The organism is Acrocarpospora corrugata (genome assembly GCF_009687845.1).
In the GTDB taxonomy this organism is placed as follows: Bacteria; Actinomycetota; Actinomycetes; order Streptosporangiales; family Streptosporangiaceae; genus Acrocarpospora; species Acrocarpospora corrugata.
This window is the reverse complement of the sequence record NZ_BLAD01000042.1, coordinates 1-25,858: the sequence shown is the minus strand read 5'-3', so window position 1 is coordinate 25,858 and position 25,858 is coordinate 1. Positions and strand designations below refer to the sequence as shown.

Genomic DNA, 25,858 nt, shown 5'->3' with positions numbered 1-25,858 from the left:
ACGCTAACAGAGACACCGCCAACATGCCCTGAACTGCGAAAACTCATGATTTAGTTCAGTTAACTTGTAGCACCACGCGTCGCGGCGGCCCCGGGTGCTGGGCGCGGTGCTGGTGCTGTCCAGGTCGGCGGCGGTGATCTGGGGTGCCCACCCGTCTGCGGTTCGCCAGTCCAGGAGCCATCGCGCGGCGGCGCCGATCGCGGTGGCCTGTGCGGCGGCTTCCCATCCGGCATGCTGGCAAGCCGCGAGGGCGGCCAGCGGTCCGGCGATCCCGTGGGCCAGTCCGGTGTTGGCGCCGTCGTGGTTGTGCGGGTCGGTGAGTGCCTGCCGACGGCATCTCGCAGGCGTTGTTCCTGTCGGCGTCCTCGATCGCCGCCCGGCGGCCTGGCGGGCGGCTGTCGGCCCGCTCGATCAACACCATCGTCGGCGAGGTCGGCCGTATCCACGACCTGCAGACCAGCGACGCCGATCGGCAGCTCGGCGGCCTGCGCCCGCACGACCTGCGCCACACTTTCGCCTACCAGCTGTCGCAGGCCTCCGGCCACAACCGGGCCGAACTGGAACGCCGCCTCGGCCACGCCAACGACCGCTACCTACGGCTGTACACCAACCCGCCCGACGACATCGCCGCCAGCTACGTGGAAGAACTATGACCGGTCCCGGAAATGGAGATCCGGCAGTCACGAGCGGACCGGCGCATCTGAGCGGGCCTGCAGAGCTACTTTAGGGCTGGTGAACACGGCCCGAGCCGAGGGCCGTTGAGACAGCACTCAACGCCCCACGTAACGGCAGGTCAGACCTATATCTGTTGGATTTTCGGCCAGGACCCCCGGCACCCCCCGTGAGCGGCTGCCCCTTCTCCCCGGTGATATCCGCCGACTCGCCCAACTTGAGCACATCCGGTACCTCGATCACCCGGCCGGCCGGCGCGTCGGAGTCGGCGGGCGACCAATCCCGGCCCGAGCATGCGGACAGCGCGACGAGCACTGCCAACAGCGTGGTGACATGACGGCGAACCACAGATTCCCCCTTGCCATCGGTCCAAGCCTCAAGCAGGACCCTAGGAGGCGGGAGGGGTGGGCAGGAGGTGGTCGAAGGCCAGCCCGCTGGACGCCTCGCCGGAACCGCTCACGCGGGTCGCGGCGAGCCAGAGCAGCACCCGGCCGTCCCGCCACCGGGCGCGCTGGTAGGCCAGCGAAACCTGAGTACCGGCCCGCGGCACCTCCTCCTCGAAGACGTGGTACGGCGCCGCCGGCGTCTGGTCGAGCCCGACCCGCAGCAGTGTGGTACGCGGCCGGATCCGGTCGCCGGGCGGCACGCCCTCCATCACCCGCACCATCGCCCCCCGCTGGAGCTGCGTCTCCCGTACGTCGCCCGGCACGTGCATGACGACGAACGGGATCCAGTTCTCCGGCACCGTGGTCATGGCCCGGTAGGAGATCGGCGCCGCGGCGTCGCCGGTGACCGGGCCGTCCGGCGGCAGGCCCGCGAGCCTCCGCCGGTGGGCCAGGGTCTCCTCGGCGGCCTCCGACCCCCGCTTGCCCGTCCCTGAGGCGAGCGGCACCACCCGCTCGACCGCCCAGACGAGGTTGGCCACCTCGTCGCGCATGAAGACGACGTCCTCCAGCGGCGGCCCGCCGTTCGACTGCGGCAGCGCCGGCGGCAGGAACAACGACGTGTCGGCGGGCTCGGCGCCGGTTCCCGCGACGTCCAGGGTGAACATCGACCAGCGCCGCCAGTCGTCGTCGACGCCCCGCCCGGCCGGCTCGATCCACAGCCGCTCGCCGAAGACGTTGGTCACGGCGAGCCCGGCCACCGTGGCCAGGGTGCCGACCGGCAGCTCGTACGGGATGGTGAACCAGTCGTTGCCGTAGGCGAGCGCGAACTCCAGGAACAGCAGCCGGGCCAGGTCGGTGGTGTCCACGCCGACGTCACCGAGGTTGGTGCGCCCGTCCTCGAACGCCCACCAGCGCCTGTCGGGCATCCCGTTGAAGCGGGTCGCCGTCGGAATCGTGGTCGACGCTTCGGCGAGAGGACCGGATCCGCGCCCGCCCGCCGGGTCGACGGAGAACGCGGTCCAGTCCAGCCGCCCGCCCGGGTACTCCTCGGCGACCAGGCGTTTAGCGCCGTCCGCGACGTTCGCGGTGACGGCGAACCGGTGCTCCAGATGAGCCGGGTCCCAGGCCGCCTGCCAGTCCGGGCGCTCGATCATCGCCTCGAACCAGGCGACCAGCGCAGAACCGGCCTCGATGATGGCCGGCTTGTCGATGTCCGCCACCGGGATGCCCGTGATCGGGGTGTTCGAGGGGCTGGCGGTCAGGTGCCGGTAGAGGCGGTAGCCGTCCATCGCCCGGCCGGCCAGCGACTGGAGCAGCGCGTACACCTCCAGGTGGGCGACGCGTTCGGTGTCGTTCTCGTCGCCGGGGTCGGGCGCGTCGAAGGAGTAGCGCTCGATGAAGAAGTGCCGGTAGACCGGCGGGATCAGCTTGAGGAAACGGCGCCCGAGCATCATCCGCAGGTCGAGGGCGCCGGCGGTGAGGTGGTCCAGCGCCCGGCGCTCGGCCACCGCCTCCAGCGGCCGGCTTCCGTCGTAGGCGGCCGGGATCGCGTCGCGGGCCTGAAACGTGGCCAGCGGGGCCTGCGCCACCTGCACCTTGGCCAGGACGGGCGATCCGGCGTCGTCGCCGTGGAACTCGCCCATCTGCCACTGGCGGGTCAGCATCCACAGCCCGTCGCGGATCTCGGCGCGGAGCGCCCGGTCGAAGTCGGGCGACCGTGGCCGGCCCTCGACCCGGTTCCACATCGTCACCGAGGGCCGGCCACGCTCGGAGAGCTCGGCACGGAGGTTATGGATCAACAGCGGATTAGGCATGGTCGGCTCGCATGATCCCGTACAGGCCGTTGTTGACGGCGAGGTTGGCGGAGATGCCCAGGCCGCGTACCGTCGCCTCGGTGAGGGTGGCCGGCAGGAAGGAGGCGTACGCGGTCTGGGCGATGGCCTCCGGTTCCAGGGCCCGCTGGCGCGCCAGGTCGAAGGTGTCGTCCAGGGCGTCGACGAGGTCGTCCCAGCGCCAGCCCGAGCTCGCGTCGGGCGGCACGACGAGCAGCATCGCCTGCGGCGGCTCGGAGTCCGGGCTGTCGTGATGGAACACGATGCCGGTGGTCGCCATGTCGTCGGGCACGACCTCGACCCATTCGTCCAGCAGCAGCCCGGCTTGCGGCGCCTTCCGGTCGAACGCGGCCGGGTAGTGGGCGGTGTAGAGCAGGCGATCGCCGGCCACGTCGGTGCCGGGGGGCCATTCGAGCGCCAGCCAGGGTTCGGCGGCGTGCGGGAACTGAACCGGCGTCAGCTCCGGCTCGGGCCGGCCGAACGCGCCCGCCAGCAGGGTCGTCTCCTCCCAGGCACGCATGGGGCCGCGCACGCGGGCGGCGCCGTGCAGCCAGTCGTCGACCGGGAAGGGCCGGGACGCCAGCCCGGCCAGCAGCCCGCCCGAGCGGCTCCACTGCAGCGCCGCCTCCCATTCACCGGCCAGTTCCTCGGGGAGGTCGAACTCCGGCACGAACACCGCGTCCGGGCCGAGCAGCGCGGTCACCGCCGCCGTCAGCGCCTCGGCCTTCGGCCGGCCGGCCGTGGCGGAGTCATGCGCGGCGAGGTGGCCGGCCGCGGCGTCACTCCTGGCCTGCACCTCCGCGATCATGAAGCCGAGCGCCTGCGACGCGTCCCCGCAGAGCGCGATCGCCCGTTCCGTGAATCCGCCGACAGGAAACGGCTCGGCGTCGAAGGCGTCCACCGGCAGCAGCACGGCAACCCGGCTCAGCGCGTCGGCGACACCGGTCGCCGCTTCTGCCACCGCCTCGAATCCGGCGAGCCTGGCGGCGAAGGACGACCGCGCCGTCTCGATCGCCGCGCGGAACGCCTCGGCGTCGGTCGGCACCGGCCTGGTCGGCGTGGCGTGGAGCTCGCGGTCGGCCCGGAGCAGCACGGCGACGCGCTCGGGGTCGGTGGCCGTGGACGGCAGCGCGCTGTCATAGGCGAGCGCGGCGTCGGCGCGGTCCAGCCGGGCCCGCCAGCGTCCGGTCAGGGCCGCCACGGCTTGCAGGAGATCGCCGAAGAGGACGGCTCTGGTCGCGGCCAGCCGGCCCGCCCCTCCGCTCGGCAGGCCGAATCTGCCGGATTCGACCAGTACCGCACCGGCCTGGCCGACCAGGAGGTCGAGAGCCTCCGGGCCCTCCACCGCGTCGAGCCTGGTACGGAGGGTCGCCAGCTCGCTGAGATGACCGTCCAGCTCGGTGGCCACGGCCGCGACGCGGTCCCGGTCGGCGTGCACGAGCGCGTCCGCGGTGGCCCGCGCCTCACCGGCGCGGAGCATGTCGGTGGCCCGCAGGGGTCGGCTGGTGGTCGCCATCGCGCGCAGCTGACCGACCAGCGGCGCGATCTCGAAGAACGTCGTCTTCCCCGGCACCCGCTCGGTGAGGTGCACGACCGGCGCCGCGTCGGGCCGAAGCCCCGCCGTGACGGCCACGTGCCGGAGGATCCGCTCGTCCAGCTCGCCGAGCGCGGCCTGTGACTCCAGCCGGACCAGGTAGAGCAGGTCAATCGGCTGGAGACCCAGGTCCGCCTGGCTGACGAGCATATTCTGGTCGTTCCAGCGGACCCGGACCACCACGTCGGCGGGCGGCGGCAGCATCGCCGCTGCCAGCTCGTTGACCCCCGGCTCCGCCATCGCCCTTGGCGTCATCGCGATCCCGCTCACCGGGGAGGCGCGATGGTCCAGCCCGGCCCGCAGATGGACCGCCACCCGGTGGGTCAGCGTGTGAGTCCGCCCGGGGGTCTCCAGAATCGCGGGCTCGGGCGGGAACCCGCCACGCCCGACGGAGTCGAGCGAGGACGCCGTCCGGTCGGCGTTGCCGAGCACCGCCTGGTGCACGCTCTCGGCCAGTATCAGGTCGCCGATCGCGTCGTGCACGTCCAGCAGGCGTTCCACCTCCAGGTCGATGGCCTGCCGCTGCGCCGCCGAGGCGGCCGGAAGGTCGGTGCGCCCGAACGGGTAGGACGGCGCGCCCGCCTCGCGTACGTGCCGGATCAGCTCCAGGCCGTCGACGCACATCCGGCCGTCCCTGTCTCCGGCCAGCGGGAACGCCAGCCGCAGCGGGTGAATGAACGCGTCCACCTCCGCCAGCCCGTGCCGGTCGTGCAGTCCGCGTTCGAACCGGTAGCCGAGCAGGGCGCCCAGCGGCTGCCCCTCGCGCAGGCCCTGGAGCACCGACGTGGCCAGCCGCATGCGCCCTGAGCTGAGATTGAGCGCCATCGTGTCAGGGTGGTCGGGGGTGGCGTTGCCCAGGAAGCCGCTGCGCAGGATCGCCGCCGTCGCGGCGTGGTTCAGCGACGGCGCGTGGACGAAGCCGCCGTTGGCGCTGTCCCGCACCGGCGCGGGCCCGTTCTCGAACGCGGGCTTGAGCTCGTCGGGCAGCTCCACCGGTTCGAGCTCCCGGGATTCCGGGCGTACGTCGTGCAGCCACCCGTAGGCGCCGACGTGGATGCCGCGCCGCGGCTGCGGGCTCGCGCCGCCGAGGCCGTCACCGGGGGCCAGGCCGCGCATGTCGAGCAGGCGGCGGGTCACCAGGCCGAGCCGCCAGGCGTCCACCCGGTGGCTGGCGCAGTCGAGGTGCTCGGCCAGGAGCCGTTCCAGCCGTGCGGTCGGCAGGCCCGCCAGCGCCTTGATCGCGGCGACGAGCTCGCGGAGGTGGTCGGCGGCCGGTTTGTCGAGCAGCTCGGGGATGATCTCGTGCAGGGCGCGGAAGGGGTCGCCGGTGATGGCCGGCGCGGCGCCGTACAGGGCGTTCCAGCGGCTCTCCGTGGTCTGGCCGGCGGCCACGTGCACGAACGGCGGTTCCCGCCGGGCCGCCAGCAGCTCGGCTGGGGTGATCAGCCCGAATTCCAGCCGGAGCCGGACCGCCGCGTCCCACCAGGACAGCAGTACGGCGTGCCGGAGCAGAATGTAGAGCAGGGCGTTCGGTTCGCGGTCGCCGGTGAAGCCGATCTCCTGACGCACCTCCTCCAGCGACGACCGGGCCGCGTCGGCCAGCCACTGCAGGTAGTTACGCCCGTCGTCGCAGTAGGGGCGGACCGCCGCCTCCTCCGACAACGGGCGGTCGTCGACGATCGGCCCCTTCAGCCGGTGTTGCGCGGTGTGGAGGAGCTTGCCGAGAACGTCCGGGGTGGCGTTGCCGCGGTACCCCAGACTGGCCAGCAACCGGCGGCCGGTGACGAGGTGGCCGAGCGCGGTCCAGGTGTTGAAAAAGTCCTGGCCGAGGTTGTCGAAGCGGAACCGGTTGAACAGGTCATTGATCGACTCGGCGTAACGCTGATGGAACTCGACCGAGGCCGGGTGCAGCGCCACGATGTCCAGTAGCGTCTGGTGCGGATCGCCGGAGGCGGCGTACGCGTGCGGCACCGCGTCGGTGAGCTTGGCCAGGTCGGCGGTGACCACGGCGAGCAGCTCCCCGAGCACGTTCAGCATCGGCAGGTCACCCGGGTCCGCCGGGTCACCGGGGCCGCCGGTGCCGAACTTCAGCCGCGCGTACGCGGTGGCGGGCACGATGCCGTACGGCTGGCGTCCCAGGCGCAGCGCCGGCACCCGCCCCCGGCCGCTGACGTAGCCGAGGAAGAAGTTCCTGGTGCGCTGCACTTCGTCGTCGCCGAGCAGGGGATGCATCATCGACTCAAGGAAGTAGCCCCAGGTGGCCGGCCACAGCGCGGTGTTCATCGCGAACGCCTCGGCCTGGTCGGCGTCGGTGGCCCCGGCGACCGCGCCGAACACCTCCGGGGCGACGCCGAGGCACTCGGCCAGCCACTGGCCGTCCTGTTTGACCGCCCAGCGGGGCTCATCCACCAGCGGCGACCCGGTCCCGAGGTAGCGGTGAAAGCTGAGCTCGGGGTCGTCGAGCCGGCTGAACCCGGACGGCACTCCCTCGGTGTTGTTGGTCGGCGTGCCCTGCGCCAGGATCGACATCCCGGATCGGGCGCGATGATGATGCGTGAGCAGTTCCTCCAGGTCCGCCTGGTCTTCGCCGGGGGTCGCGCCCGCCCGGATACCGACCGCGAAGAGCCGGTCGAACCCTCTGTCCAGGCCCGGCCCCAACGGCACCCGCATCGCCATGCCCACCTCGACCGCCGCGTCGAAGTCGACCATCCAGCGCAGGTCGTCGGGCACCACCAGCTCGCCGTTCTCGATCCGGAACTGGTCGCCTGGCCCGGCCGCCGGATCGGGGCCGACCGCCAGCGTCGGCGGGATCGGCTTGCCGGCGAACTCCAGAACCGTGCGCCCGGACTCGCGGCCGATCAGCATGATCTGGTCCGGCAGCAGGCCGGCCCGCGCCGCCTGCGTCCAGGCGGACGGCTTGGTGTCGTCGTCGGTGAGCGACGGCAGCTCGCAGAAGCCGATCGTGACGTTCACCTGCTCCGGGTCCACGTCCCCGGGCCGCTCGTCGAACGCGTGCGGCGGCGCGCCGAGCAGGACCTTGGCCCGGGCGTCGCCCACCTCCCCGCGCAGTTCGGCCGCGAAGACGCCGTCGGGGTCGCCGTTCGCGCGCCACACCTTCTCCCAGTACGCCCTGGCGGCGCCGCGCTCCTGCGAGGTCAGGGTCAGGTCGCCGGCGACGACCAGGATCACCTCGTCGGGCGAGGTCCGTACCGGCTCTTCTGACAGGTTCAGCGGGGCGAACCGGCCCACGATCCAGCCCGCGCGGCCGCTGCCGCCCGAGGTCACCAGGGTCCGCCACGCGGCGCGACGCATGCCCTCGTCGCCCCCGGCCCGGAAGTACGAGGCCCAGAACCGGGTGGCGTTGACCACTTCGGTGTCGCTGAGCCGCTCTTCGAACCCGTCGACCGCCCACTGGTCCGGATAGATCCGCACCCACAGTTCGGCGCCGATGAAGCGGGTCTCGATCCGCAGCGGCATCAGCAGCAGCGGCGTCCCGCCGTCAAGGTGGGCGATGTCGTCGCGGGGATCGGACAGTCCGGCCAGGCCACGGAGCTCCTCGGCCAGCCGGCGCTCCGCCTGCCGGAGCTTCTCCCGCAGCTGGGCCAGCGCGAGCTCGGCGGCGGCGAGATCGTCGCCGAGATCGGCCAGCGGGCGCGGCGGCCGGATCAGCCTCGGGTCTGCCCGCCGGGCGGCGGCGTCGCGGGCGCGCCGCAGGCGGGTCAGCCGGGCGTCGGCCGCGGCGATGTCGGCGCGCAGGCCGGCGGCCTCCGCGGCGTGTTCGCGCACGCGCCGGTGCGCCGAGCGGACGTCAGACATCGCCGAGCAACTCCCCCGCGTGTACGGCCACCAGGACCGGCGCCTGGTAGAGGATGTAGGCCACCTCGGAGGAGTTGAGGTCCGCGCCCCAGTGCAGGAAGCGGTCCTCGGCCCACTGGTCGTGTTTCTCCGTGTCAGCACCGGTCGGCTCGGTCAGGTGATGGACCGGCGCGGCCGGGCCGACCGGGATGAACGGCGACCCCGGCGCGATGTCGTCCCAAGCGAGGTCGTTCCAGACGTTGAGGTTGCCCGTACGGGCGATGTCGAGGCCGAAGCGGGGTTCCCCCGGCCGCTCGCGCAGCACGAAGAACCAGCCGGGGTCGGCGTCGGGCACCGAGGGGTCCTGGCCGAGGGCCTCTTCGACGGTGAGGTCGAAGCCGAGAAAGGCGATGTCCGGGTCGACCTTGGCGCCGAACAGCGGCATGCGCAGCTTGCCCGGCGGCGGATTCTGCTGCTCGGCCGGGGTGAGGTCGTCGAGCTCCCGTTCGGCGCTGGGATCGATGGTGCCCTCCTCGGTGCGCCGCCACTTCGCCCGCTGGGCGTAGATCACCGCCGTGGGGTAGCGCTTGAGCAGCTCACCCCTGATCACCAGGACCACCTCGTCCTCCCCGGGGTCCTCGCCCTGGTCGTGCTGGTCGTGGGCGCCCAGCGGCGAGGCGAGCGTCCACTGGTGGAGCGGCGGGATGTCACGCACCCGCTCCCGGCGCTGGGCGTCGGTCTCGCCGGGGACCGGGAGCTGGTGCGCGGGGTCCCAGAACTGCCGGAAGTAGCTGCCCCGCTGGTCGGTGGGGTACTCGCGCCAGAGCAGCTCGCGGGCCATCTCATGGTTGAGACCGACCAGGTACGCCTCGATGAAGCGCTGGTCGGTCTCCAGCATGGTGATGCTGTCGGGCGGGATGAGGGTGAGGTTGGGCAGAAACAGCTCCGACGACTTCTCCGCGAGCGGCCTGTACATCGGCAGGTCGATCTCCGGGTAAGCCATGACCTCGCGGAACGCGGCGGGTTGGAGCCTGGGCGGGATGTCCACCCCGGACAGCACCCGGCGGGGCACGGTCACCTCGGGGTCGAGAAGGTCCAGCGCGGCCTCGGCTAGGCCGTCCACGTCGACGCCGGGCCGTACCGGCTCTGCACCGGCCTCCGTCGAGGCGCGGATCACTTCGGCGTTGCCCTCGACGCCGTCCTTGATTCGGACGCCGGTCGGGCTGTCGTGCGGCGTCTGCTCCAGACGGGGGGACTCCTTGCCGGGTTCCCAGAGCGTGAACTGGTCGGAGCGCGGCAGCAGGGCGACCAGTTCGGGCTTGCGGTCATCGCGGGCGAGCTGGACGGAGACCTGGTCGCGGTGCTGGTCGAGGCGCTGCACGAGCGTCTCGGAGGTGGGCACGCCCGGCGGCGCCGCCTTCGGCCGGGCCGCGGTGGCCCGCTCGTCGGCGATGGCGGCCAGCAGGCGGCGGGGCGGGTCGCCCTGGCGGGTCAGCGCCCGCACCACGGTCGAACCCGGGCGGCTGATCCGGCGCATCGCCGAGGTCAGCGGGCCCCTGGCGACCCGGCTCACCAGGAGGCCGCGGGCCACCGTGACCCCGCTGTGGACGATGCGGGGATGCACCGGAGCGGTGATCGCCAGCACCCGGCCGGAGTCGGCGGCCGCCTGCGCGACGAGATGGCGGCGGTGCAGGCTGCCCGCCACCTCCCGGGTGAGCTGCCCGAGGCGGATCCGCCTGTTGGCCTCCAGCACCGCGCCGACCTGCTGCCAGGCGGCGGCCAGGTACGTCTCCTGGTTCTCCTGCACGATCGTCGTGCCGAACCCGGCGGCGGCCCGGAAGCGGGGGTCGAGGTTGAGCTCGTGCACCCAGTTGGCGTGCAGCTGCGGCTCCGTCGCCTCCAGCAGGCGGCTGGTCCGGGCGTGCCAGCGGCCGTACAGGGGTGGGGTGACCACCGGGTCGGGGTCCGCCGCGTCGCCGCTCGCGTAGTCGTCGCTCAGTTCGATGAAGTCGGCCAGGGCCGTCTGGAAGGGGTGCGGGAACGGGACGTCCCAGTGCTCGTACCGCTCGGCCTCCTCCCGCGCCGCCTGGTCGAGGTTGATCTCGGGGATCCGCAACGCCCCGCCGAGGCGCAGCACGCCGCCGAGCCCGGGAACATCGATGCCGGGCAGACCCGGCAGCGGCGCGCGGGCGTCCATGTCGCGCCGGCCGACGCGCGGGTCCATCCGGCGGGGCTTGAGCAGGCGGACCAGATACTCGAAGTCGCCGACCACGCCGGTACGGAAACTCCAGCGATGGTAGTAGCAGTAGTGCGCCGGCTCGTCCCGGCCGGGGTAGCCGCCCCAGGCCGAATGCGTGGCCGACGGCGTCGCACCCGGGTCGAGACCGAGCCCGGCCAGCCGGCCGCTCTCGAAGACGGGCATGACGAAGGCATGGTAGGCGGTGTCGGGGCTGAGACGCCGCGGGCAGAGCAGCCGGGACAGCCCGTGGTCCGGATTGGCCCCGACGACCGCGTCGAACCGCGGCAGCACCTGGGCCATGTTGTCGGACACCACGGTGCCGGCCGTGCCCAGGCCCCCGTTGACGTGCACGTGCGCCCATGCCCACAGCTCGCCGGCGGCGGGGAACACGCCGGGATCCTCGACGAGCACGAACGGCGTGGGCTTCCCGCCCGCGGCGCCGTCGACGAACTCGCCGCCGGCCAGCACGACCAGGGCCAGCCAGGGCGCCAGGCGCTTGGACCCGTCCGGCGGCGCCGGGGTGTAGCGCCACGGCAGGTCCTCGTCGTAGAACTCGACGAACGGCAGGTAGTTCGGCTCAAAGTTGGTGATTCCGGCGCGCGGCTCGGTGCGGACGATCGAGCGGGCGTCCAGGCCGGCCACGTCGCCGGGGCCGTACAGCTCGACGTCGCGGTGGATCGGCGCGGACCTCGTGCCGCCGCCCACCGCCTGGCCGGTGAGCTTCAGGTCGACGCCGATGCGCGCCCGGGTCGTGCCGCCGGGCGCGGCGGACATCAGATTGGCGACTCCCCGCCGCAGCCACGGCAGGAACGAGTAGGTGCCGATATCGGTCATATGATGGCCGCCTCGTACGCGGGAATGACGTGGATCATGCCGGCCTGGTTGGGGTTGTCGGCGATCCGGCCGTTCAGCCACTCCCGCGCGGCCGACTCGCTGCCGAAAACCAGTGTCGTGGGGCGGTTGTCGACCGTGGAGGCGACCACGAATCCGGCGCCGGCGATCGCGACGCCGTCCTGGTGCGGGTCGAGCTGCCGGGCGGCGGCGGCGGAGACCGGTGCGGCGGTGATGCTCGCGCCCGCGACGAGATGGCCGAACAGCCCGCCGGCGATGGGCCGGAAGCGGCGCTGCCTGCGGCGGAACTGGTCGTCGATGACGACCTCCTCGAAACGCACGGCCCGCTGGACCATCCGCGCGGACTGGGCGCCCGCACCGGTCGGTACCAGCTCGATCCCCGCGTGCTGGCGCTCGAACGACGGACGGGAGAGTCTCTCCGCGTCGTCCAGCTCCAGGAACTGGGCCATGGCGAACGGTTCGGTGACGTCGGCGCTCCTGCGCAACGCGGTGCCCTGGACCGAGAGAGTGAAGCGGGTCGCGTCGCCCGCCCGGTTGCCGCCGACCTTGGCGATGCCGATGTCCAGTGGCACGGCGCGTTGCCGTACCTCAAGGGCGCCTGCCGGGTGCAGCACCAGGGCCCCCGGCCCCGAGTCGGGCAGGTCGCGCAGTGACACGAACAGGTGGGTGCCCGGTGAGAGCGCCCGCCACGACTCGGGTTTCTCCAGCTCGGCCTTGAGCAGCGGCAGCACGTTCACCGGATCCAGCTCGGTGTGCTTCGCCTCGCCCCAGGTCTCGTCGAAGTCGGCGGACACGTCGAAGAAGAAGAACGAGATGGAGCCCTGGCCGCGGGCCCGCCACGGCGAGGTCCCTTCCAGCTCGAACTGCAGGTGGATGCCGAACACGCCGACGCCGAAGACCTTCAGCGACACCGACGCGGAGATCTCGACGATGAAGTAGAACGGCGAGAACCGGAACAGCGCGTCGAAGCCGATGTGCCCCTGGATGCTGATCGCGCTGAACTTGAAGTACAGCTCCGCTGCCGCGCCGAACTGCGCCGTGTTGCTGGTGACGGCGAAGTAGTTGGTGATCCGGATCCGGCCCCAGTCCTCGTCCAGGATGCTGACCATGATCCGCCGCGGGACCGGGAACGGCAACGGGGGCGGCTCGAAGGAGGGGTGGAAGCCGCCGACGCTGACCACGAAGTCGGGCTCATCGCCCCAGGCCACCAGCAGGCCCATCTCCCCCGTGATGGTCAGGAACAGGATCCGGGAGTCGAACAGCGAGGCGAAGAAGTACAGCCGCTTGCGGTCGAACTCGATCGCGCCGGCGAAGTTGACCTGAAGCCGGATCAGCGGCTCGTCGGGAGTGGGCAGGGTGACCTTCAGCACGCCGACAATGGCGATGTTGCCCGGGATCTCGATGATCACCCCGACGGAGGCCGTGATCAACGCCGGAGTGCCCCAGCCGATCTTGACCATCGGTCCGACCAGGAACGTGTCGCGCTTGGCCGGGAAGAAGGCGCGCAGGTCGCTGAGGATGCGCGGCGCGTTGGCCACGACGTCGCGGGGGAACATCACCCGCTCCACCGCGCCCGTACGGACGCCCTCCATCAGCGCCCGCAGGTTCATCGTCCTGTCGATGCCGAGGAGACCGCCGACGCCGAGCAGGACGAAGCCGAAGCCGAGCTGGACACCGCCGGGGAACTCGGCGGTGATGACGATCAGCAGGGAGAACCCGGGGGAACCGTCCGGGTTGCGGGTGGTGATCAGGCCGACCGCCGACACCGCCAGGAAGTCGGCGATGACGAACTCCAGGGCGCCCGCGTACTCGCCCCGCGCGGCGTCGACGGACAGGTAGCCGCCGCCCTTGACGACGCCGACGTCGAGCGAGAGGCCGACGCCGGTGGGCGGCTTGAACCGGAATTCGAGGTCGAACGGGCCCAGGTTGCCGTCGCCGTCTGCTGGCAGGCCGAGGAGGGCCTCGGCCCCGATGTTCTCCACGACGGCCCGGAGCGGTCCGAGGGCGGCCTTGATCGTGGCCATCAGCCCGATCGGGAACCCGGCGGGTTCGATGCCGGCCCGGACCGTGAGGCTGTCGATCTCGATCGGACCGAGCTGGACGTGCGTCGGGATCTGTACGTCGAGCCCGCCGCTGCCGGTGAAGAACACCCCCGAGCCGGCCCGCCAGCCGAAGCCGAGGTCGAAGTCGGCCGCCAGGGCGAAGCCCGACATGACGCCGGAGACGAACCCGTCGGCGCCCGCGAGCGAGATGACCAGCCGGCCACCCTCCACGGCCCCCTCAAGGCCGAAATCGCCCGCGGCCCGTCCGGCGGCGACGTCCCACGCGAAGGAGGTGGTCAGGCGGATCCTGATCCGCTTCGCGCTGAGCTCCGTACCACCGGCCACGCCCAGCAGGACCACCTTGTCCCGGTCGGGCCCCGGCACCTTGTCGAGTCCGGCCGCGAGCGTCCCCTGTACCGTGCCCTGCGGCGGGATCACCGAGACGTCGGCCGGCGGCTGGATCCGGATGCCGGTCGAGGCTTCGACTCCCCCGGCGGCGCTGAGGCCGATCGCGAAGCCGCCGCCGACGGGCACCACCAGATCGATCCCGTCGGCCAGGCCCGTTTTGGCGATCATGTCGAGGCCGGGGGGCGTGACCGAGGGGCCGGTGGGGATCAGGGCCGCCAGGAAGAACTCAATGAAAGGACGCTCGGGCGGGCCGGGGTCGACGCCCCAGGCCACCGGCAGGCCGAGGAAGGTGAGCAGCTCGTAGAGCAGATCGATGAGCGCAGGGCCGTCGAACTGCGGCGTGCCCCAGCCGAACAGCGAGCCGAAGGCCGTCTCGGGTGAGGAGAAGAACTCGCCGATCCTGGCGAAATCGACGAATCGCACTGTCGTCTCCGGCAGCGCCGGATCGGTGGACCCGGCGTTGACCACCGTCGTGCCCAGCACGCCGAGCCCGGTCAGCACACCGGAGAGGATCCGCTGGTTGTCGATCAGGTGGCGGGAGACGACCCGATCCAGCAGCCGTCTGGGCAGCTCGCCGACGAACTGCTGCAGGGCGCCGGCGGGCACGTCGAGGTCGAGGGCGCCGACCTCGTGGGCGATCGGGTCGAAGGCGCCGATCACCCCGGCCAGTTCGACGACCAGCGGTCCCGCCTTCGCGGCCAGCTCCACAGCGCCCGCGTCGGCCTCGATGGCCTCGGCCAGTTCGACGACCAGGCCGGGAAGCTCCTGCGCGGACGCCGCGCAGGATCCGATGGCGCTGCGCAACGCCGGCGACACCAGGCCGGGCGGGATCCACAGGCCGAGATCGGTGAGCACAGCAAGCGGGTCCTCGGCGAACTCGTCGCCGAGGCCGCCGAGGGCCGAGCCGAGCATCAGCGCCAGGCGTTCCAGCGTGCCGGGCTCAGCCATGGATGCCTCCCGGGGCCAGCGGGGCCGGCGGTGTCACTTCGACCGGCACCGACGGTGAGCGCAATGCGGGCCAGCCGATGATCTGGATGAAGCGGGCCTCCAAGCAGGGCAGCGCCCCGGCGAGGATCCACAACATGTAGTAGCCGGGTGTCACCAGTGAGCTGTCGGTGGTGGGCACCATCGTGACCGACAGGGAGGTGGCGCCGTTGGCGGTGAACGGCAGCTCGATGAAACGCTGCTCGGTGTCGGTGTGATGGGTCACCGCGGCCGGACGCATGATCGCCACCCGGGTGATCCGGGCCGCGTCGGGCGTCAGGACCGTGAACGTCTCCCCGTACTTGACCTGGACAGCGCCGGGTTTCAGCGGCGGGAGCACCGGCCGGGTGCCGGACTTGTAGAAGTACGGCGGCAGGTAGATCTCGTAGTCCTTGCGGTTGAGCGGCGTCGAGAAGGCGAAGGGCTCGCTCACCCCCGTGGCCGACACCCACTCGTTGACCCGGGGGACCGGGAGGCCGATGGGCGCCGGCTCGAAGTCGACGCGGGTCCCGTTGGGAATGGCGCGGGGAAGCGGGGTGGCGATTCGGAGGAAGAAGAACTCCGAACTGACCGGCGCCGGTGGCGGTGCCATGTGCTGCGAGACCAGGGCGGCCCTGATCTCGCTGGGGCCGGGATCGATGACCACTGCCGTCTGGGGCGGCATCGTGGGGAAAGCCCGAGCATAGACCGACGGGCTGATGTCGAGGCCGAGAACGGTGGCACCGGCGGGTGCCGCGGCCAGCAGGCGCGACGTGCCCAAGTAGGTGCGCCCGTTGAAGGTGCGCGGATAGACGAGCGAAGGTTCGTGCTCGTTGGGATCGGCGCCACCCGCGACGATCACGGAGCCGTCGGCGAGCAGCATCGCGATGGAGTGGTACATCCGCGGGTGGCGCATCGGCGCCCCGAGGTGGAACCCTCCGCCGGGCGTGTAGATCTCCACCTCCAGCGTCGGGGTGGTGAGAGGCACGTGTCTCAGGTTGGCGTCCGGGCTGTTCACCTTGGCATTCCATTTGTACGCGTCGTGGCCGCCGAGAATGAGCACGGTGGCGTCCGGCAGCAGCACGCAGTGACCGTTGATCCGCGGCGGACGGCGCAGCCCGGGCACGGCAGTCCACCGCGGCGCCCCGGCGAGGCTGGTGTCGAGAATCTCGACCGGTTCCCGGACGGCGATCTTCTGCTCGTGGTAGGCCAGCGTCCCGAGCCCCTGTGGCGTAGTGATCGTCCACGGCGGCGCCGGGGTGGCGACCGGACGGCGCACCAGCGACACGCCGGTGGAGTCGACCGCGAATCCGCCACCCACCACGAGGAACTTGCCGACCGAGTTCGGGTCGCGCTTCTTGGTCGCCGGATCGAGCACCACCGGCAACATCACGCTCATGCCCTCCTCCCGCTGGGGCTGCCTGGCCCTGGCGGTCGGGCGCACGTACTCGGTCCAGGTCCCGGTGACGGCGGCGCCCGTCGGCCGGATGGTCAGCGAGAGAGTCGGCGGCTCGTCGATCTCCTGGCCCCAGTTGGTGTGGGTGGTGTAGAGCCGGTCGTCGGGGGCGAGGTGAATGCCCGGGTAGATGGGAATCATGCGGTTGGCGCCGGTCACCGGCTGCGGCAGGTAGTCCGGCGGCTTGAGATGTTCGACGACCTGGGCGATGCCGCGGTTGGTGACCCACTCGACCAGCTTGGACGTCGGCCACCCGTTCGGCGGATTCCTGAAGTCCGCCAGCTCGCGCCGGCCCGAGACGACGATCACGCTGCCGTCGCCGAGCACCACCGCCGTCGGATACCAACGGCCCTGGAGCAGCTTGCGCCCCGGCTTCTCCCACTCTCCTCCCATCTTCCCCTTGCTCGGGTCGAAGATGAGGATCGTGGAAGATCCGCTGCTACCCCGGTAGTCGGTGCGCGGGTCGTACGTCGTCCCGGGTTCGACGTGGTCGAGTTGCGAGCCGCCGACGACCAGGATCTTGCCGTCGCGGAGCTGCACGCAGAAGCAGCAGAACAGATCCGCGCCGTTGGGGAACGGCTTGCGGACCGCCGGTCCGGCCGGAAGGTGGGGATCGAACACGTACGCTTCGAGCGGGTAGTCGAGGGTCTCCGCGTGCCCGCAGAACCAGAGCACCTTTCCGGTATGCATGAGCACCGCGTGGATGATGAAGAGGCCGCGCTCGTCGAGAACCGGGTTCTGCCCACGCTTGTCGCGCAGTTGGCCCGACTGGTGCGGCACCGGCAGCGGCGGCAGCCAGTGGCCGTCGGTGTCCTTCGGCATCAGTGACCTCCCAGTCCCACGCCGCCGACGAGGTGCGCCGCGCCGGCCGCGACCGCCGCGACGATCAGCACGACGCCCGTGACCCGGGCCAGCAAGGCACCCCACGGCGCGTGCTTGTGCAGCGCCGCCACGCCGCCAAGCGCGATCATCAACACCGGGTTCGCCATCCCCACCGCGAACATCACCACCATCAGCCCCGCACAGCAGCCCAGGCAGAACAGCCCATGGTCCAGGCCGATCAGGGCCGCCTCCGCACCCGGACGCCGCCCTGACCAGCGCCGGGCGAGAATCCCGAACGGTGTACGGCACGCGGTCAGGCACCGCGCGGCCGTACCGGAGAGCTGGTAGCCGCCGGCGAGCAGCAGGGAGAGGGGCAGCACGGCCCACGCGAAGGAGGTGCCGTGGACGAGCGCGTGCACGAGTGCGTCGAGCGCGGCGAGCGCCAGCCCGGCGGCCGTCCAGGTGGCCAGGTAGGCGGCGACCACGGTGGCGACCAGCCGGCCGGCGTCGCGCCGGTCGCCGAGCATCCGGGTGAACGCCCGGAGCAGGGGCAGCGAGGTGGGCGACATCGTCGCGACCGTCATCAGCAGCCAGCTGGCGGTGAACCAGCCGACCCCGGTCCAGCCTGCGGCGAGGTCGTGGGCGAGCAGCGACCGCGCGGGAGAGAGCTGCCACGCCAGCAGACCGGCCGTCCCGGCTACCGCGAGCGTGATGATCGCGACCGTGGTGACCATGGTGACCGCGGTGCGCGAATTCGTCACCGGGCCGGTCACGGTTCGCCCTCGCTCTCGTACCGGAACGGGCCGCGCATCGCCGCCCGCCCGCTCACCTGCACCGAGGCGGACTGCCCGCCCAGATCGATGCGGAAGGCCGAGGTGTTGCCCACTTCCGCGCGCGGGCCGAGCACCTCGCTCAGCCGCCCGCTGCGGAGCTCGGTGACCGCGCCGTCGCCGCCGCGCAGGACCGACCCGGCGCCGCTGACCATCCGCCCGACGGTGACCGACAGGTGATCGTCCTGGGTGGTCAGACTGATCGGCGCGAGGCGCGCCTCGCGCAGCACGCCCATCAGCCGCCCGAGCTCGCCGAGCGGCCCGCCGTAGCCACCGGTGAACGTGGTCACGAGCGCGCCGAACTGCGCCTCGTCGGCGCCGTCGCCGACGAAGAGCGTGACCTCCTGCCCGCCGTCGTCGCGGTGCCCGGTGTGGAACGAGACGCTGACCACAGACCGGCCCGACACGTCGACGTCGCCGATTGTGCCGTTCTCGACCGACCAGCAGAACGCCCCTGTGCATCGGCCGTCGTCAGGCGCCCCGCCGATCCAGCACGGACAGATCGTGTAGCAGTCGCAGAGCTCGAAGAAGAAGCCGTCGAGCCGGTAGGCGGGCAAGCTCATGAGCGCTCCCCCTGGTATGGGCGGAGCCGCCACGCACCATACGCCGCAGCCAGCCATAAGCCGGCGATTTCAGGATTCAGGCACGGGATTCTCGCCCGCGCTTCCCCGTCACATCCCACGTGAACCCCCTGCCCGCGAGATGTCAATGTCCGTGGCTCCGCCGCCGCGGTCAAGGTGTCTGTCCGCTACTGGCCAGGTCGACGCCAGTCCGCGCATCGAGGTCTCAGGCGGGTCGCCGGCTCACTCGGCGTGGCTCCAGCAAGTCGGCAACGGTCTCGATGCCGTCGGAGATGGCGGCTGTGGTCAGGTTGCCGAATCCGAGGACGAGCTGCGGGGGCCATGGGTGCTGGTCCATGCGGTAGGTGCTCATTCCGTACAGTCCGACGGACCGGCGGCGGGCGGCCGCGACGATGGCACGTTCGTCGGCGTCGGGTGGTAGCTGGGCGACGGTGTGGAACCCGGCGGCCAGCCCGCGCAGTTCGATGCTGGGTGCGTGTCGTTGGATCGCTTCGAGGAGGGCGGCGCGGCGGGCGGCGTAGCGCTGCCGCATGTGGCGCAGGTGGCGGTCGTAGCGGCCGGACTTCAGCAGGTCGGCGAGCGCGAGTTGGTCGAGGACCGGTGAGCCGCGGTCGGCGAGTTGCTTGTAGCGGGCGACAGCGGGAGTCAGGTGAGGAGGGCTGAGAATCCAGCCGAGTCGCAGGGCCGGCGCGAGTGACTTGCTGACGGAGCCGAGGAGCGCGACCCGGTCTGGGGCGAGGCCCTGTAGCGCGCCGACGGGTTCGCGGTCGTAGCGGAACTCGGCGTCGTAGTCGTCCTCGACGATCGTCGAGGTCCGGGTCGTGGCCCAGTTGATCAGGGCTTGTCGCCTGTCAGGGGCGAGCACGACGCCGGTGGGCGATTGGTGGGCGGGTGTGAGCACGACGGCGCGTGCGTCGGTGGCAGCGAGTGCGTCGGTGTCGATGCCGCGCTCGTCGACCGGGACGGCGATGACGTCGAGGCCCAGCATCGCGGCGATGGCGCGGTGCTCGGGGTCGCCGGGGTCCTCGAAGGCCACGACGCGTACGCCCTGGCCAGCCAGGGACCGCAGAACGAGCTGGAGCCCTTGTGCGTAGCCCGCGCAGATGACGATGTGGCCGGGGTCGGTGCCGGCGCCGCGGACTCGCCGTAGATAGGCGGCGAGCACGTCGCGCAGTGTCGGATCGCCGTGCGGGTCGAGGCAGCCGAGCAGCTCGCTGGGCGCATCGCGGCAGGCACGGCGAAGAGCGCCGCTCCAGTACTCGCGCGGGAAGCTCGACAGGTCGGGTACGCCGGGTCGGAAGTCGATTCTGGCGGGCTCGATGGCTGTGGGTGGCGGCAGCGCGGCCGGGTACGGACGCGCGGTGGCGGCAACCCGGGTGGCCGAGCCGCCACGGCTGACCAGATAGCCCTCTGCCTGCAGTTGGGCGTAGCACTCGGTCACCAGGCCGCGAGAGATGCCGAGATCGCGCGACAGGGCGCGGGATGAGGGGAGTCGCTCTCCGGCAGCGAGCCGACCGGCGCGGATGGCCTCCCGCAATGCGCGTTCGAGTTGGTCGCGCAGCGGTTCAGGTCGGTTTCGGTCGACCTGCAACAGGAGTTGTGGCCCCGAACCGGTCCAGTCAATCGGCATGAAACTGGACCTTACTGCTGAACCGCATCCCGTCCTACGGTCGGCTTATGGATCACCAGGAGGTCGCCGCCGGTAGGGAAGCTTCGGCGGGCGGGGATGTCGTGAATCGGGAACCGCTTCTGACCCGTCCGATGGTTCTGTTGCTGATCATGTCGGTGTGTTCTCCCGGGAGCTTCTATCTGCTGATGCCGGTCGTCCCCCTGTATCTGGCCACGGCCGGGGTGGGCGGCGTGGGCGCGGGCCTGTCCACCGGCGCGCTGATGCTCGGGACCGTGCTGATGGAGTTCGCAGTGCCGGGCCTGCTGCACAGGTACGGCTACCGCCTCGTGATGGCCGCGGGCCTGCTTCTGCTCGGGGCGCCTGCGTTGGCACTTTTGGCATCCTCCTCACTGCCGTTGGTGCTGGGCGTCTGCTTGGTACGTGGCGCAGGCCTCGGCATTGTCGTCGTGGCCGGCGCGGCCCTCGTCGCCGAGCTCGTGCCGACCGATCGCCGCGGCGAGGGGCTGGGTTTGTACGGCGCAGCCGTCGGGATCCCGGCCATCGCGTGCCTGCCGTTGGGTCTGTGGCTGGTCGGGAACGTCGGGTACGGGCCGGTGTTCATCACCGGGGCGGCGCTGTCGTTGCTCACGCTGGCCGCCGTACCTGGCCTGCCGGCCCGGTCGGCTCGGATCGAGCACGGCAGCGTTCTCGGTGCCCTTCGCATCCGTGGGCTCGCCAGACCGACGGTCATCTTCGCCACCGTGACACTGGCGGCCGGCGCTCTGCTGACCTTCCTCCCCATGGCCGTACCGGCCGAATCGCATCAGGTGGCGGCGGGGGCTCTGCTCGTACAGTCCTGCGCTGCTCCGCTCGGACGCTGGGGCGCGGGCTGGTACGGCGACCGTCATGGCGCTGTCCACTTACTCGTCCCCGCAGTTCTCGCGGCCGCCGTTGGTACGGCCGTGCTCGTCTGGGTGGGCAGCCCGGTCGCGGTGATGGCAGGCATGGGGCTGTTCGGGCTCGGATTCGGCCTGGCCCAGAACGTGACGCTGGCACTGATGTTCGAGCGCGCCTCCGAGTCCGACTGCGGTCGGGTAAGCGCGCTGTGGAACCTCGCCTACGACGGCGGGATGGGTGCCGGGGCAGTCGTGTTCGGCCTCCTGACCGTGCCGATGGGCTACCCCGTGGGATTCGCAGTCACCGCCGTCGTGCTGTTCACCGCGCTGGCCCCCGCGTGGCGCGACTACAGGGCTGCGTGGAGGGTCGACATACCGCAAGGAACGAGCGAAAGGAGAACCTTATGGAAAACGTCGTGCTGAACATGAGTGTGTCAGTGGACGGCTTCAGCGCCGGACCCGATGTGACCGTCGAGCACCCCATGGGCGAAGGCGGCGAGCGGCTCCACGAGTGGCTGTTCAACAGCAGTTCGGATCGGGCTGTACCCGCCGGCGGCACATCACCGAATGGAGTGGACGCCCAGGTCGCGCAGGAGCTTCTCGCCTCGACCGGAGCCGTTGTGGTAGGCAGACGCACGTTTGACGTGGGCGTGGAACTGTGGGGGGACACCCCGTTCCCCGTGCCCTGCTTCGTGCTCACCCATCAAGCCCGCGAACAGTTGGTCATGAAAAGCGCAGCGTTCACCTTCGTCACTGACGGCATCGAGAGCGCGCTCCGGCAGGCCCAAGCGGCGGCGCGCGGCAAGAACGTCCTCATCATGGGTGGGGCAAACACCGCACAACAGTTCGTGAGGGCCGGACTCGTGGACGAGATTCAGATTCAACTGGTGCCCGTGCTGCTCGGCTCCGGCACCCGGCTGTTCGACCGCCTGGGCACCGATCACATCGAGCTGGAACGAAATAGGTTGATCGAGTCACCGTACGTGACGCACCTGCGATTCCACGTCGCGAGATAGCCGACTGGCCCAAGCCCGCCGTCAGCCGCGCCGAACAGCGCGGCTGATCCGTCTTGAACTGTACGAAGATCAAAAGGGCCACCTCCGGTGATCGGAAGTGGCCTTTGAGCTGGGCGCGGCCGGGAGGACTCGAACCCCCAACCTTCTGATCCGCAGGGGAAGCTCCACCAAGATCGGAAAGCGCTCTTGACCTGCGCCAATGCCCTGATGTGTTCTGCGAGCCTCGGCGTCTGCGCACGTAGTTGGCACAGTCCCTGTTCGGCGCCCTGGCATGACGTGACTCTCCCAGCAGTGGTCCGCAACTGGGCCAAGGGGGCCGCAACCCGTCACCGAGGAACGAGCGCGAGACACAACACACCTTGACGACGGGCACTGCTGACACGCGAGAACAGCCTTGGACCCGTCGCCAACCCAATGTGGCCGCTCCGACACCCAGGCCGAAGAGAACGGATCGGCGAGACACCGGCCGATGCGAAACTCGGTGGCGCCGGAGAGCGGTTCAGTCGCGAAGGCCCGTGACGCCGTGAAGCAGGGTGCCAAGCACCCGGGCGGCCAGTAGGTCAGGGTCGTCGCTGGTCTCTTGGTCTTTCCCCGGGTTGGATTCCGGTTGGCCGGTGGAACCGTGGGCGGCCTCGCTGAGCAGGGCCAGGTAGGCCCGCTGAGTCCAGGACAGGTCGGTGGTCGACGGCAGCATGCCCGACTCGCGAGCACGGGTGAAGGCGGCGGCGCATTTGGCCATGACCTCGGCCTGGATCGTGCGGGCCTGCTCGCTCAGCGGGACCGGCCGGGTGAGGGTGAATCGCCAGCCGAACTTGATGCGCAACACGTTGGCGGTGGCCTCGTGCAGGGCCACCTGTGGCGGGGCGGTGTACGGCCGGGCAGCGTCGATCGCGTCGCCAATCTCCTGCCAGGCGGTGACTTCCATGGCCTCCAGAAGGGCCTCCCGGCTGGCGAACCGCCGGTGGATGGTGGTTCTCGCCACCCCGGCCTCCTCAGCGATCTGCTCCATGGTGGCGGCGGGATTGCGACTGAACACCTCCTCCGCCGCGACCACGATCGCTCGGATGCTGCGCTCGGCATCGGCCCGAAGCCGTCGTCCCGTCGTCCCCACACCACATGCTACATCGATTGGCAATTCTGCGGTTAACTGCTACAAATAGTTGCAGTTTATCGAATCGGAGGAAACGTGACTGCCCTCGTTACAGGCGCGTCGTCGGGGATCGGCGCCGAGTTCGCCCGCCAGCTCGCCGCCTGCGGCCACGACCTGGTCCTGGTGGCACGCTCGGTGGATTGACTCAACGCGATCGCTGCCGACATCCGGGAGACCCACCCGGTAGCCGTCACGGTGCTGCCTGCCGATCTGGCCGCACCCGATGCCACCCCGCGGATAGTGGCCGAGCTGACCACACGGGGGATCGCGATCGATCTACTGGTCAACAGCGCCGGATTCGGCACCGCGGGCCGGTTCGCCGAAATCTCGCCCGAACGCGAGCCTGACCAGCACATGGTCAACGTCGTCGCACTCGTTGACCTCACCCATGCGCTCCTGCCCGCCATGCTGGCCCGCGGCTCGGGAGCGGTGGTGAACATCGGATCCACGGCCGGCTTCGCCATCGCGCCCTACTTCGCCATCTATGCTTCATCCAAAACTTTCGTCCTGAACTTCAGCCTCGCCCTGTGGAGCGAGCTACGCGGCACCGGCGTGAAGGTCCTGGCTGTCGCCCCCGGACCGGTCGACACCGAGTTCTTCGACGTCGTCGGCACCCGCGAAGCGGCACTCGGCGCCAAGCTGAGCCGGCCGATCACCACGGAGGCCGCCTCCTCCACCGCGTCCACCGCGCTCCTCAGCGGGACCGCCATCAGCACCACCGGCTCGGCCCAGCCGGTGGTGCTGGCCACCATCGACGTCGGTCTCAACCCCCGCGGTGTCGCCTTCACGCCCGGCTGGCATCACGCCTACGTCGCCAACTCCTGCTCCAACACCGTCTCGGTCATCGACGTGCGCCGCCGAACAGTGACCGCGACCATTCCCGTCGGCCTGTTCCCCTACGGAGTCGCCTTCACCCCCAGCGGCCGCACCGCCTACGTCGCCAACTCCGACTCCGACACCGTCTCGGTCCTCGACACCGCCACCGGCGCGGTGACCGCGAGGCTCCGTACATCAGCTCAGGCACCCCGGCCGCTCGCCGGGCCGGGCCGACCGCCGTCGCCGGGTTCCTGGACGCCGCCCGGTGTCGCTCCGGAACCGGCTGACCGCGGACGGCCTTGGGTTCCGGCGAACCCAAGGGTGCATAACCTCACAGACCACCCCAACGGCCCGGTCTCGACTCTTGGGTTCGCGGGAACTCTGGGCTTTCTCGGGGCTTGAGCAGCAACCAATCGGCCAGTGGCGTTAGCGAGCCAGCACCTACTGCGCTATCGCCACCCAGCGCTCTGATGCGGGTGGCATCGGCCGGTGAAGCGATTGGGTAATCGGTTCGGCTACTGTCAGTTTGTTACATGCTGGTTGGCCCTACTTTGCGGCCTATGCCGGTGGTGGAGTTCTTGACCATGATGAGACATCCACGTTTGGCCAGTATGCGGAGGTGCCGTCGCGGGCAGACCTGGAGCGGGTGTTCTTCCTCGATGACGAGGACCGGAAACTGATCGAGCGCTGCCGCGGCGCGCACATGAAGCTCGGTTTCAGCCTCCAGCTCGTCACCGTTCGGTGGGTGGGGACGTTCCTGGAAGATCCCCTAGACGTGCCGACCGCGGTCATCGACTTCGTGGCGCAGCAGCTGGACATCGGCCGACCCCTCGTGTGTGAAGAGGTACACCGAGCGGACCAAGACGCGGTTCGACCATCAGTGGGAGATCCAGCGGGTGTACGGCCTGAAGAAGTTCGGGACCGTGGAGGCGGATCTGCGGACGTGGGTGGCGGCCCGGTCGTGGACATCAGGGGACGGCCCCAAGGCCATCTTCACCGATGCGGTGAGATGGCTGCGGGAACGCGATGTGCTGCTGCCGGGGGTGACCACGCTGGCACGGTTGATCACCAACGTGCGTGATGAGACGACCCGGCGGTTGTGGGGCGTGCTGGAGGGATTGTTGACGGTGGGCCAGCGCTACGGGCTGGACCAGCTGTTGGAGGTGCCGACGGGGTCGCGCATCTCGGACTTGGAGCGCTGGCGCAAGGGCCCGGTCCCGCGCGGGTCCGGCCGACGATGATCAAAGCGCTGGACCAGGTCGCGGAGGTCATGGGGCTGGGCATGGGCGAGCTGGGGCTATGCCCATGCCGAACTGAGCGGGATGTTCCCTTACCTGCCTGGACAGTCGGGGTACGGCAAGCGGCTACGAAAGGCGTCGGGGCTGGTGGTGGCCGTGATCCGGATGCTGGCCGCCGATACCTCCCTGTGGAGTGATGATGTGTGGGTGGTGGATTCAACGCCGGTGGAGTGCGGCCGCTCCCGGGAGACCGCCCGGCGCAACGATCTGGCCGGGTGGGCCGAGTACGGGTACTGCGCCTCGCATTCCCGGTACTTCTGGGGGCTGCGGCTGCACCTGCTGTGCACCCTGGGCGGGCTGCCGGTGCTGTTCGCGCTGACCGGCGCCAAGGCCGACGAACGCCACACCCTGATCGCCATGCTCGACACCGCCCCCGAGGTGGTGGCGGCCCATCCGGGCCAGTCGATCATCGCCGACCGGCAGTACTACGGTCGCATCTTCGAACACGTTCTGACCGAGCGCGACTTGACCCTCTTGCGACCGGCCCGCCGGGGCTAACCCGAGCGGGCCGGAGCGCAGCTGTTCAAACCTCTGCGCCAGACCATCGAATCGATCAACCAGACCTTCAAAGGTCAGCTCGACCTGGAACGTCACGGTGGCC

The 25,858-nt window shown here is 70.8% G+C and carries 14 protein-coding genes and 4 pseudogenes; 8 read left to right on the top strand and 10 right to left on the bottom strand.

Annotated features, from left to right (window positions below; genetic code table 11):
- Window positions 1-3: 3 nt before the first annotated feature.
- Window positions 4-294: pseudogene (locus Acor_RS46195) on the bottom strand (lanthionine synthetase LanC family protein); the annotation flags it as partial.
- A 26-nt stretch (window positions 295-320) separates the two neighbouring features.
- Between Acor_RS46195 and Acor_RS09815 the strand changes: the two are divergent.
- Window positions 321-653: a tyrosine-type recombinase/integrase gene (locus tag Acor_RS09815; protein ID WP_155336265.1), complete on the top strand. Its 333-nt coding sequence runs from the start codon at window positions 321-323 to the stop codon at window positions 651-653.
- Window positions 654-1,060: 407 nt separating this feature from the next.
- On the opposite strand, the gene Acor_RS09810 is transcribed toward Acor_RS09815, so the two are convergent.
- The 8 genes from Acor_RS09810 to pdxR form a co-directional block, all read right to left on the bottom strand.
- On the bottom strand, window positions 1,061-2,857 hold the full coding sequence (locus Acor_RS09810) for a hypothetical protein (RefSeq protein ID WP_218034207.1): 1,797 nt from the start codon (window positions 2,855-2,857) through the stop codon (window positions 1,061-1,063).
- Window positions 2,858-2,864: 7 nt separating this feature from the next.
- Entirely contained in the window at window positions 2,865-8,300 is a 5,436-nt protein-coding gene (locus Acor_RS09805) for a hypothetical protein (protein WP_155336263.1), read from the bottom strand.
- Complete coding sequence (locus tag Acor_RS09800; protein ID WP_155336262.1) at window positions 8,293-11,352, bottom strand: hypothetical protein; 3,060 nt, start codon at window positions 11,350-11,352, stop codon at window positions 8,293-8,295. Before Acor_RS09800 ends, Acor_RS09805 begins: the two co-directional genes overlap by 8 nt.
- Window positions 11,349-14,768 carry a DUF6603 domain-containing protein gene (locus tag Acor_RS09795; protein ID WP_155336261.1) on the bottom strand — a complete coding sequence of 1,140 codons (3,420 nt, stop codon included), beginning with the start codon at window positions 14,766-14,768 and terminating at the stop codon, window positions 11,349-11,351. Before Acor_RS09795 ends, Acor_RS09800 begins: the two co-directional genes overlap by 4 nt.
- On the bottom strand, window positions 14,761-17,061 hold the full coding sequence (locus Acor_RS09790; protein WP_155336260.1) for a galactose oxidase early set domain-containing protein: 2,301 nt from the start codon (window positions 17,059-17,061) through the stop codon (window positions 14,761-14,763). Before Acor_RS09790 ends, Acor_RS09795 begins: the two co-directional genes overlap by 8 nt.
- Window positions 17,061-17,834, bottom strand: coding sequence for a DUF2182 domain-containing protein (locus tag Acor_RS09785; RefSeq protein WP_155336259.1), 774 nt, complete (start codon window positions 17,832-17,834; stop codon window positions 17,061-17,063). The genes Acor_RS09790 and Acor_RS09785 overlap by 1 nt, the downstream gene beginning before the upstream one ends.
- Window positions 17,831-18,454 carry a DUF1326 domain-containing protein gene (locus tag Acor_RS09780; protein ID WP_170316862.1) on the bottom strand — a complete coding sequence of 208 codons (624 nt, stop codon included), beginning with the start codon at window positions 18,452-18,454 and terminating at the stop codon, window positions 17,831-17,833. Before Acor_RS09780 ends, Acor_RS09785 begins: the two co-directional genes overlap by 4 nt.
- 223 nt (window positions 18,455-18,677) lie before the next feature.
- Window positions 18,678-20,102, bottom strand: a complete 1,425-nt coding sequence (gene pdxR, locus Acor_RS09775) for a MocR-like pyridoxine biosynthesis transcription factor PdxR (protein ID WP_155336257.1) — start codon at window positions 20,100-20,102, stop codon at window positions 18,678-18,680.
- 47 nt (window positions 20,103-20,149) lie between these two features.
- Between pdxR and Acor_RS09770 the strand changes: the two genes are divergently transcribed.
- Both Acor_RS09770 and Acor_RS09765 read left to right on the top strand, forming a co-directional pair.
- Window positions 20,150-21,400: an MFS transporter gene (locus Acor_RS09770; protein ID WP_155336256.1), complete on the top strand. Its 1,251-nt coding sequence runs from the start codon at window positions 20,150-20,152 to the stop codon at window positions 21,398-21,400.
- Window positions 21,382-21,993 carry a dihydrofolate reductase family protein gene (locus Acor_RS09765; protein WP_155336255.1) on the top strand — a complete coding sequence of 204 codons (612 nt, stop codon included), beginning with the start codon at window positions 21,382-21,384 and terminating at the stop codon, window positions 21,991-21,993. The genes Acor_RS09770 and Acor_RS09765 overlap by 19 nt, the downstream gene beginning before the upstream one ends.
- A gap of 499 nt (window positions 21,994-22,492) precedes the next feature.
- Here Acor_RS09765 and Acor_RS09760 read toward each other — a convergent pair whose 3' ends face one another.
- Complete coding sequence (locus Acor_RS09760; protein WP_155336254.1) at window positions 22,493-23,104, bottom strand: TetR/AcrR family transcriptional regulator; 612 nt, start codon at window positions 23,102-23,104, stop codon at window positions 22,493-22,495.
- A gap of 75 nt (window positions 23,105-23,179) precedes the next feature.
- Between Acor_RS09760 and Acor_RS44180 the strand changes: the two are divergent.
- From Acor_RS44180 to Acor_RS09735, 5 genes and pseudogenes are all read left to right on the top strand, one after another.
- Window positions 23,180-23,809, top strand: a pseudogene (locus Acor_RS44180) (SDR family NAD(P)-dependent oxidoreductase); the annotation flags it as partial.
- A gap of 69 nt (window positions 23,810-23,878) precedes the next feature.
- Window positions 23,879-24,361: a YncE family protein gene (locus tag Acor_RS44175; protein ID WP_246238555.1), complete on the top strand. Its 483-nt coding sequence runs from the start codon at window positions 23,879-23,881 to the stop codon at window positions 24,359-24,361.
- Between the two features lie 217 nt (window positions 24,362-24,578).
- Window positions 24,579-24,749: pseudogene (locus Acor_RS46640) on the top strand (DUF4158 domain-containing protein); the annotation flags it as partial.
- A gap of 46 nt (window positions 24,750-24,795) precedes the next feature.
- Window positions 24,796-25,200 (top strand): DUF4158 domain-containing protein, encoded by a 405-nt coding sequence (locus Acor_RS09740; protein WP_155336253.1) that lies wholly within the window; start codon window positions 24,796-24,798, stop codon window positions 25,198-25,200.
- A gap of 57 nt (window positions 25,201-25,257) precedes the next feature.
- Window positions 25,258-25,858 (top strand): annotated as a pseudogene (locus Acor_RS09735) (transposase); the annotation flags it as partial.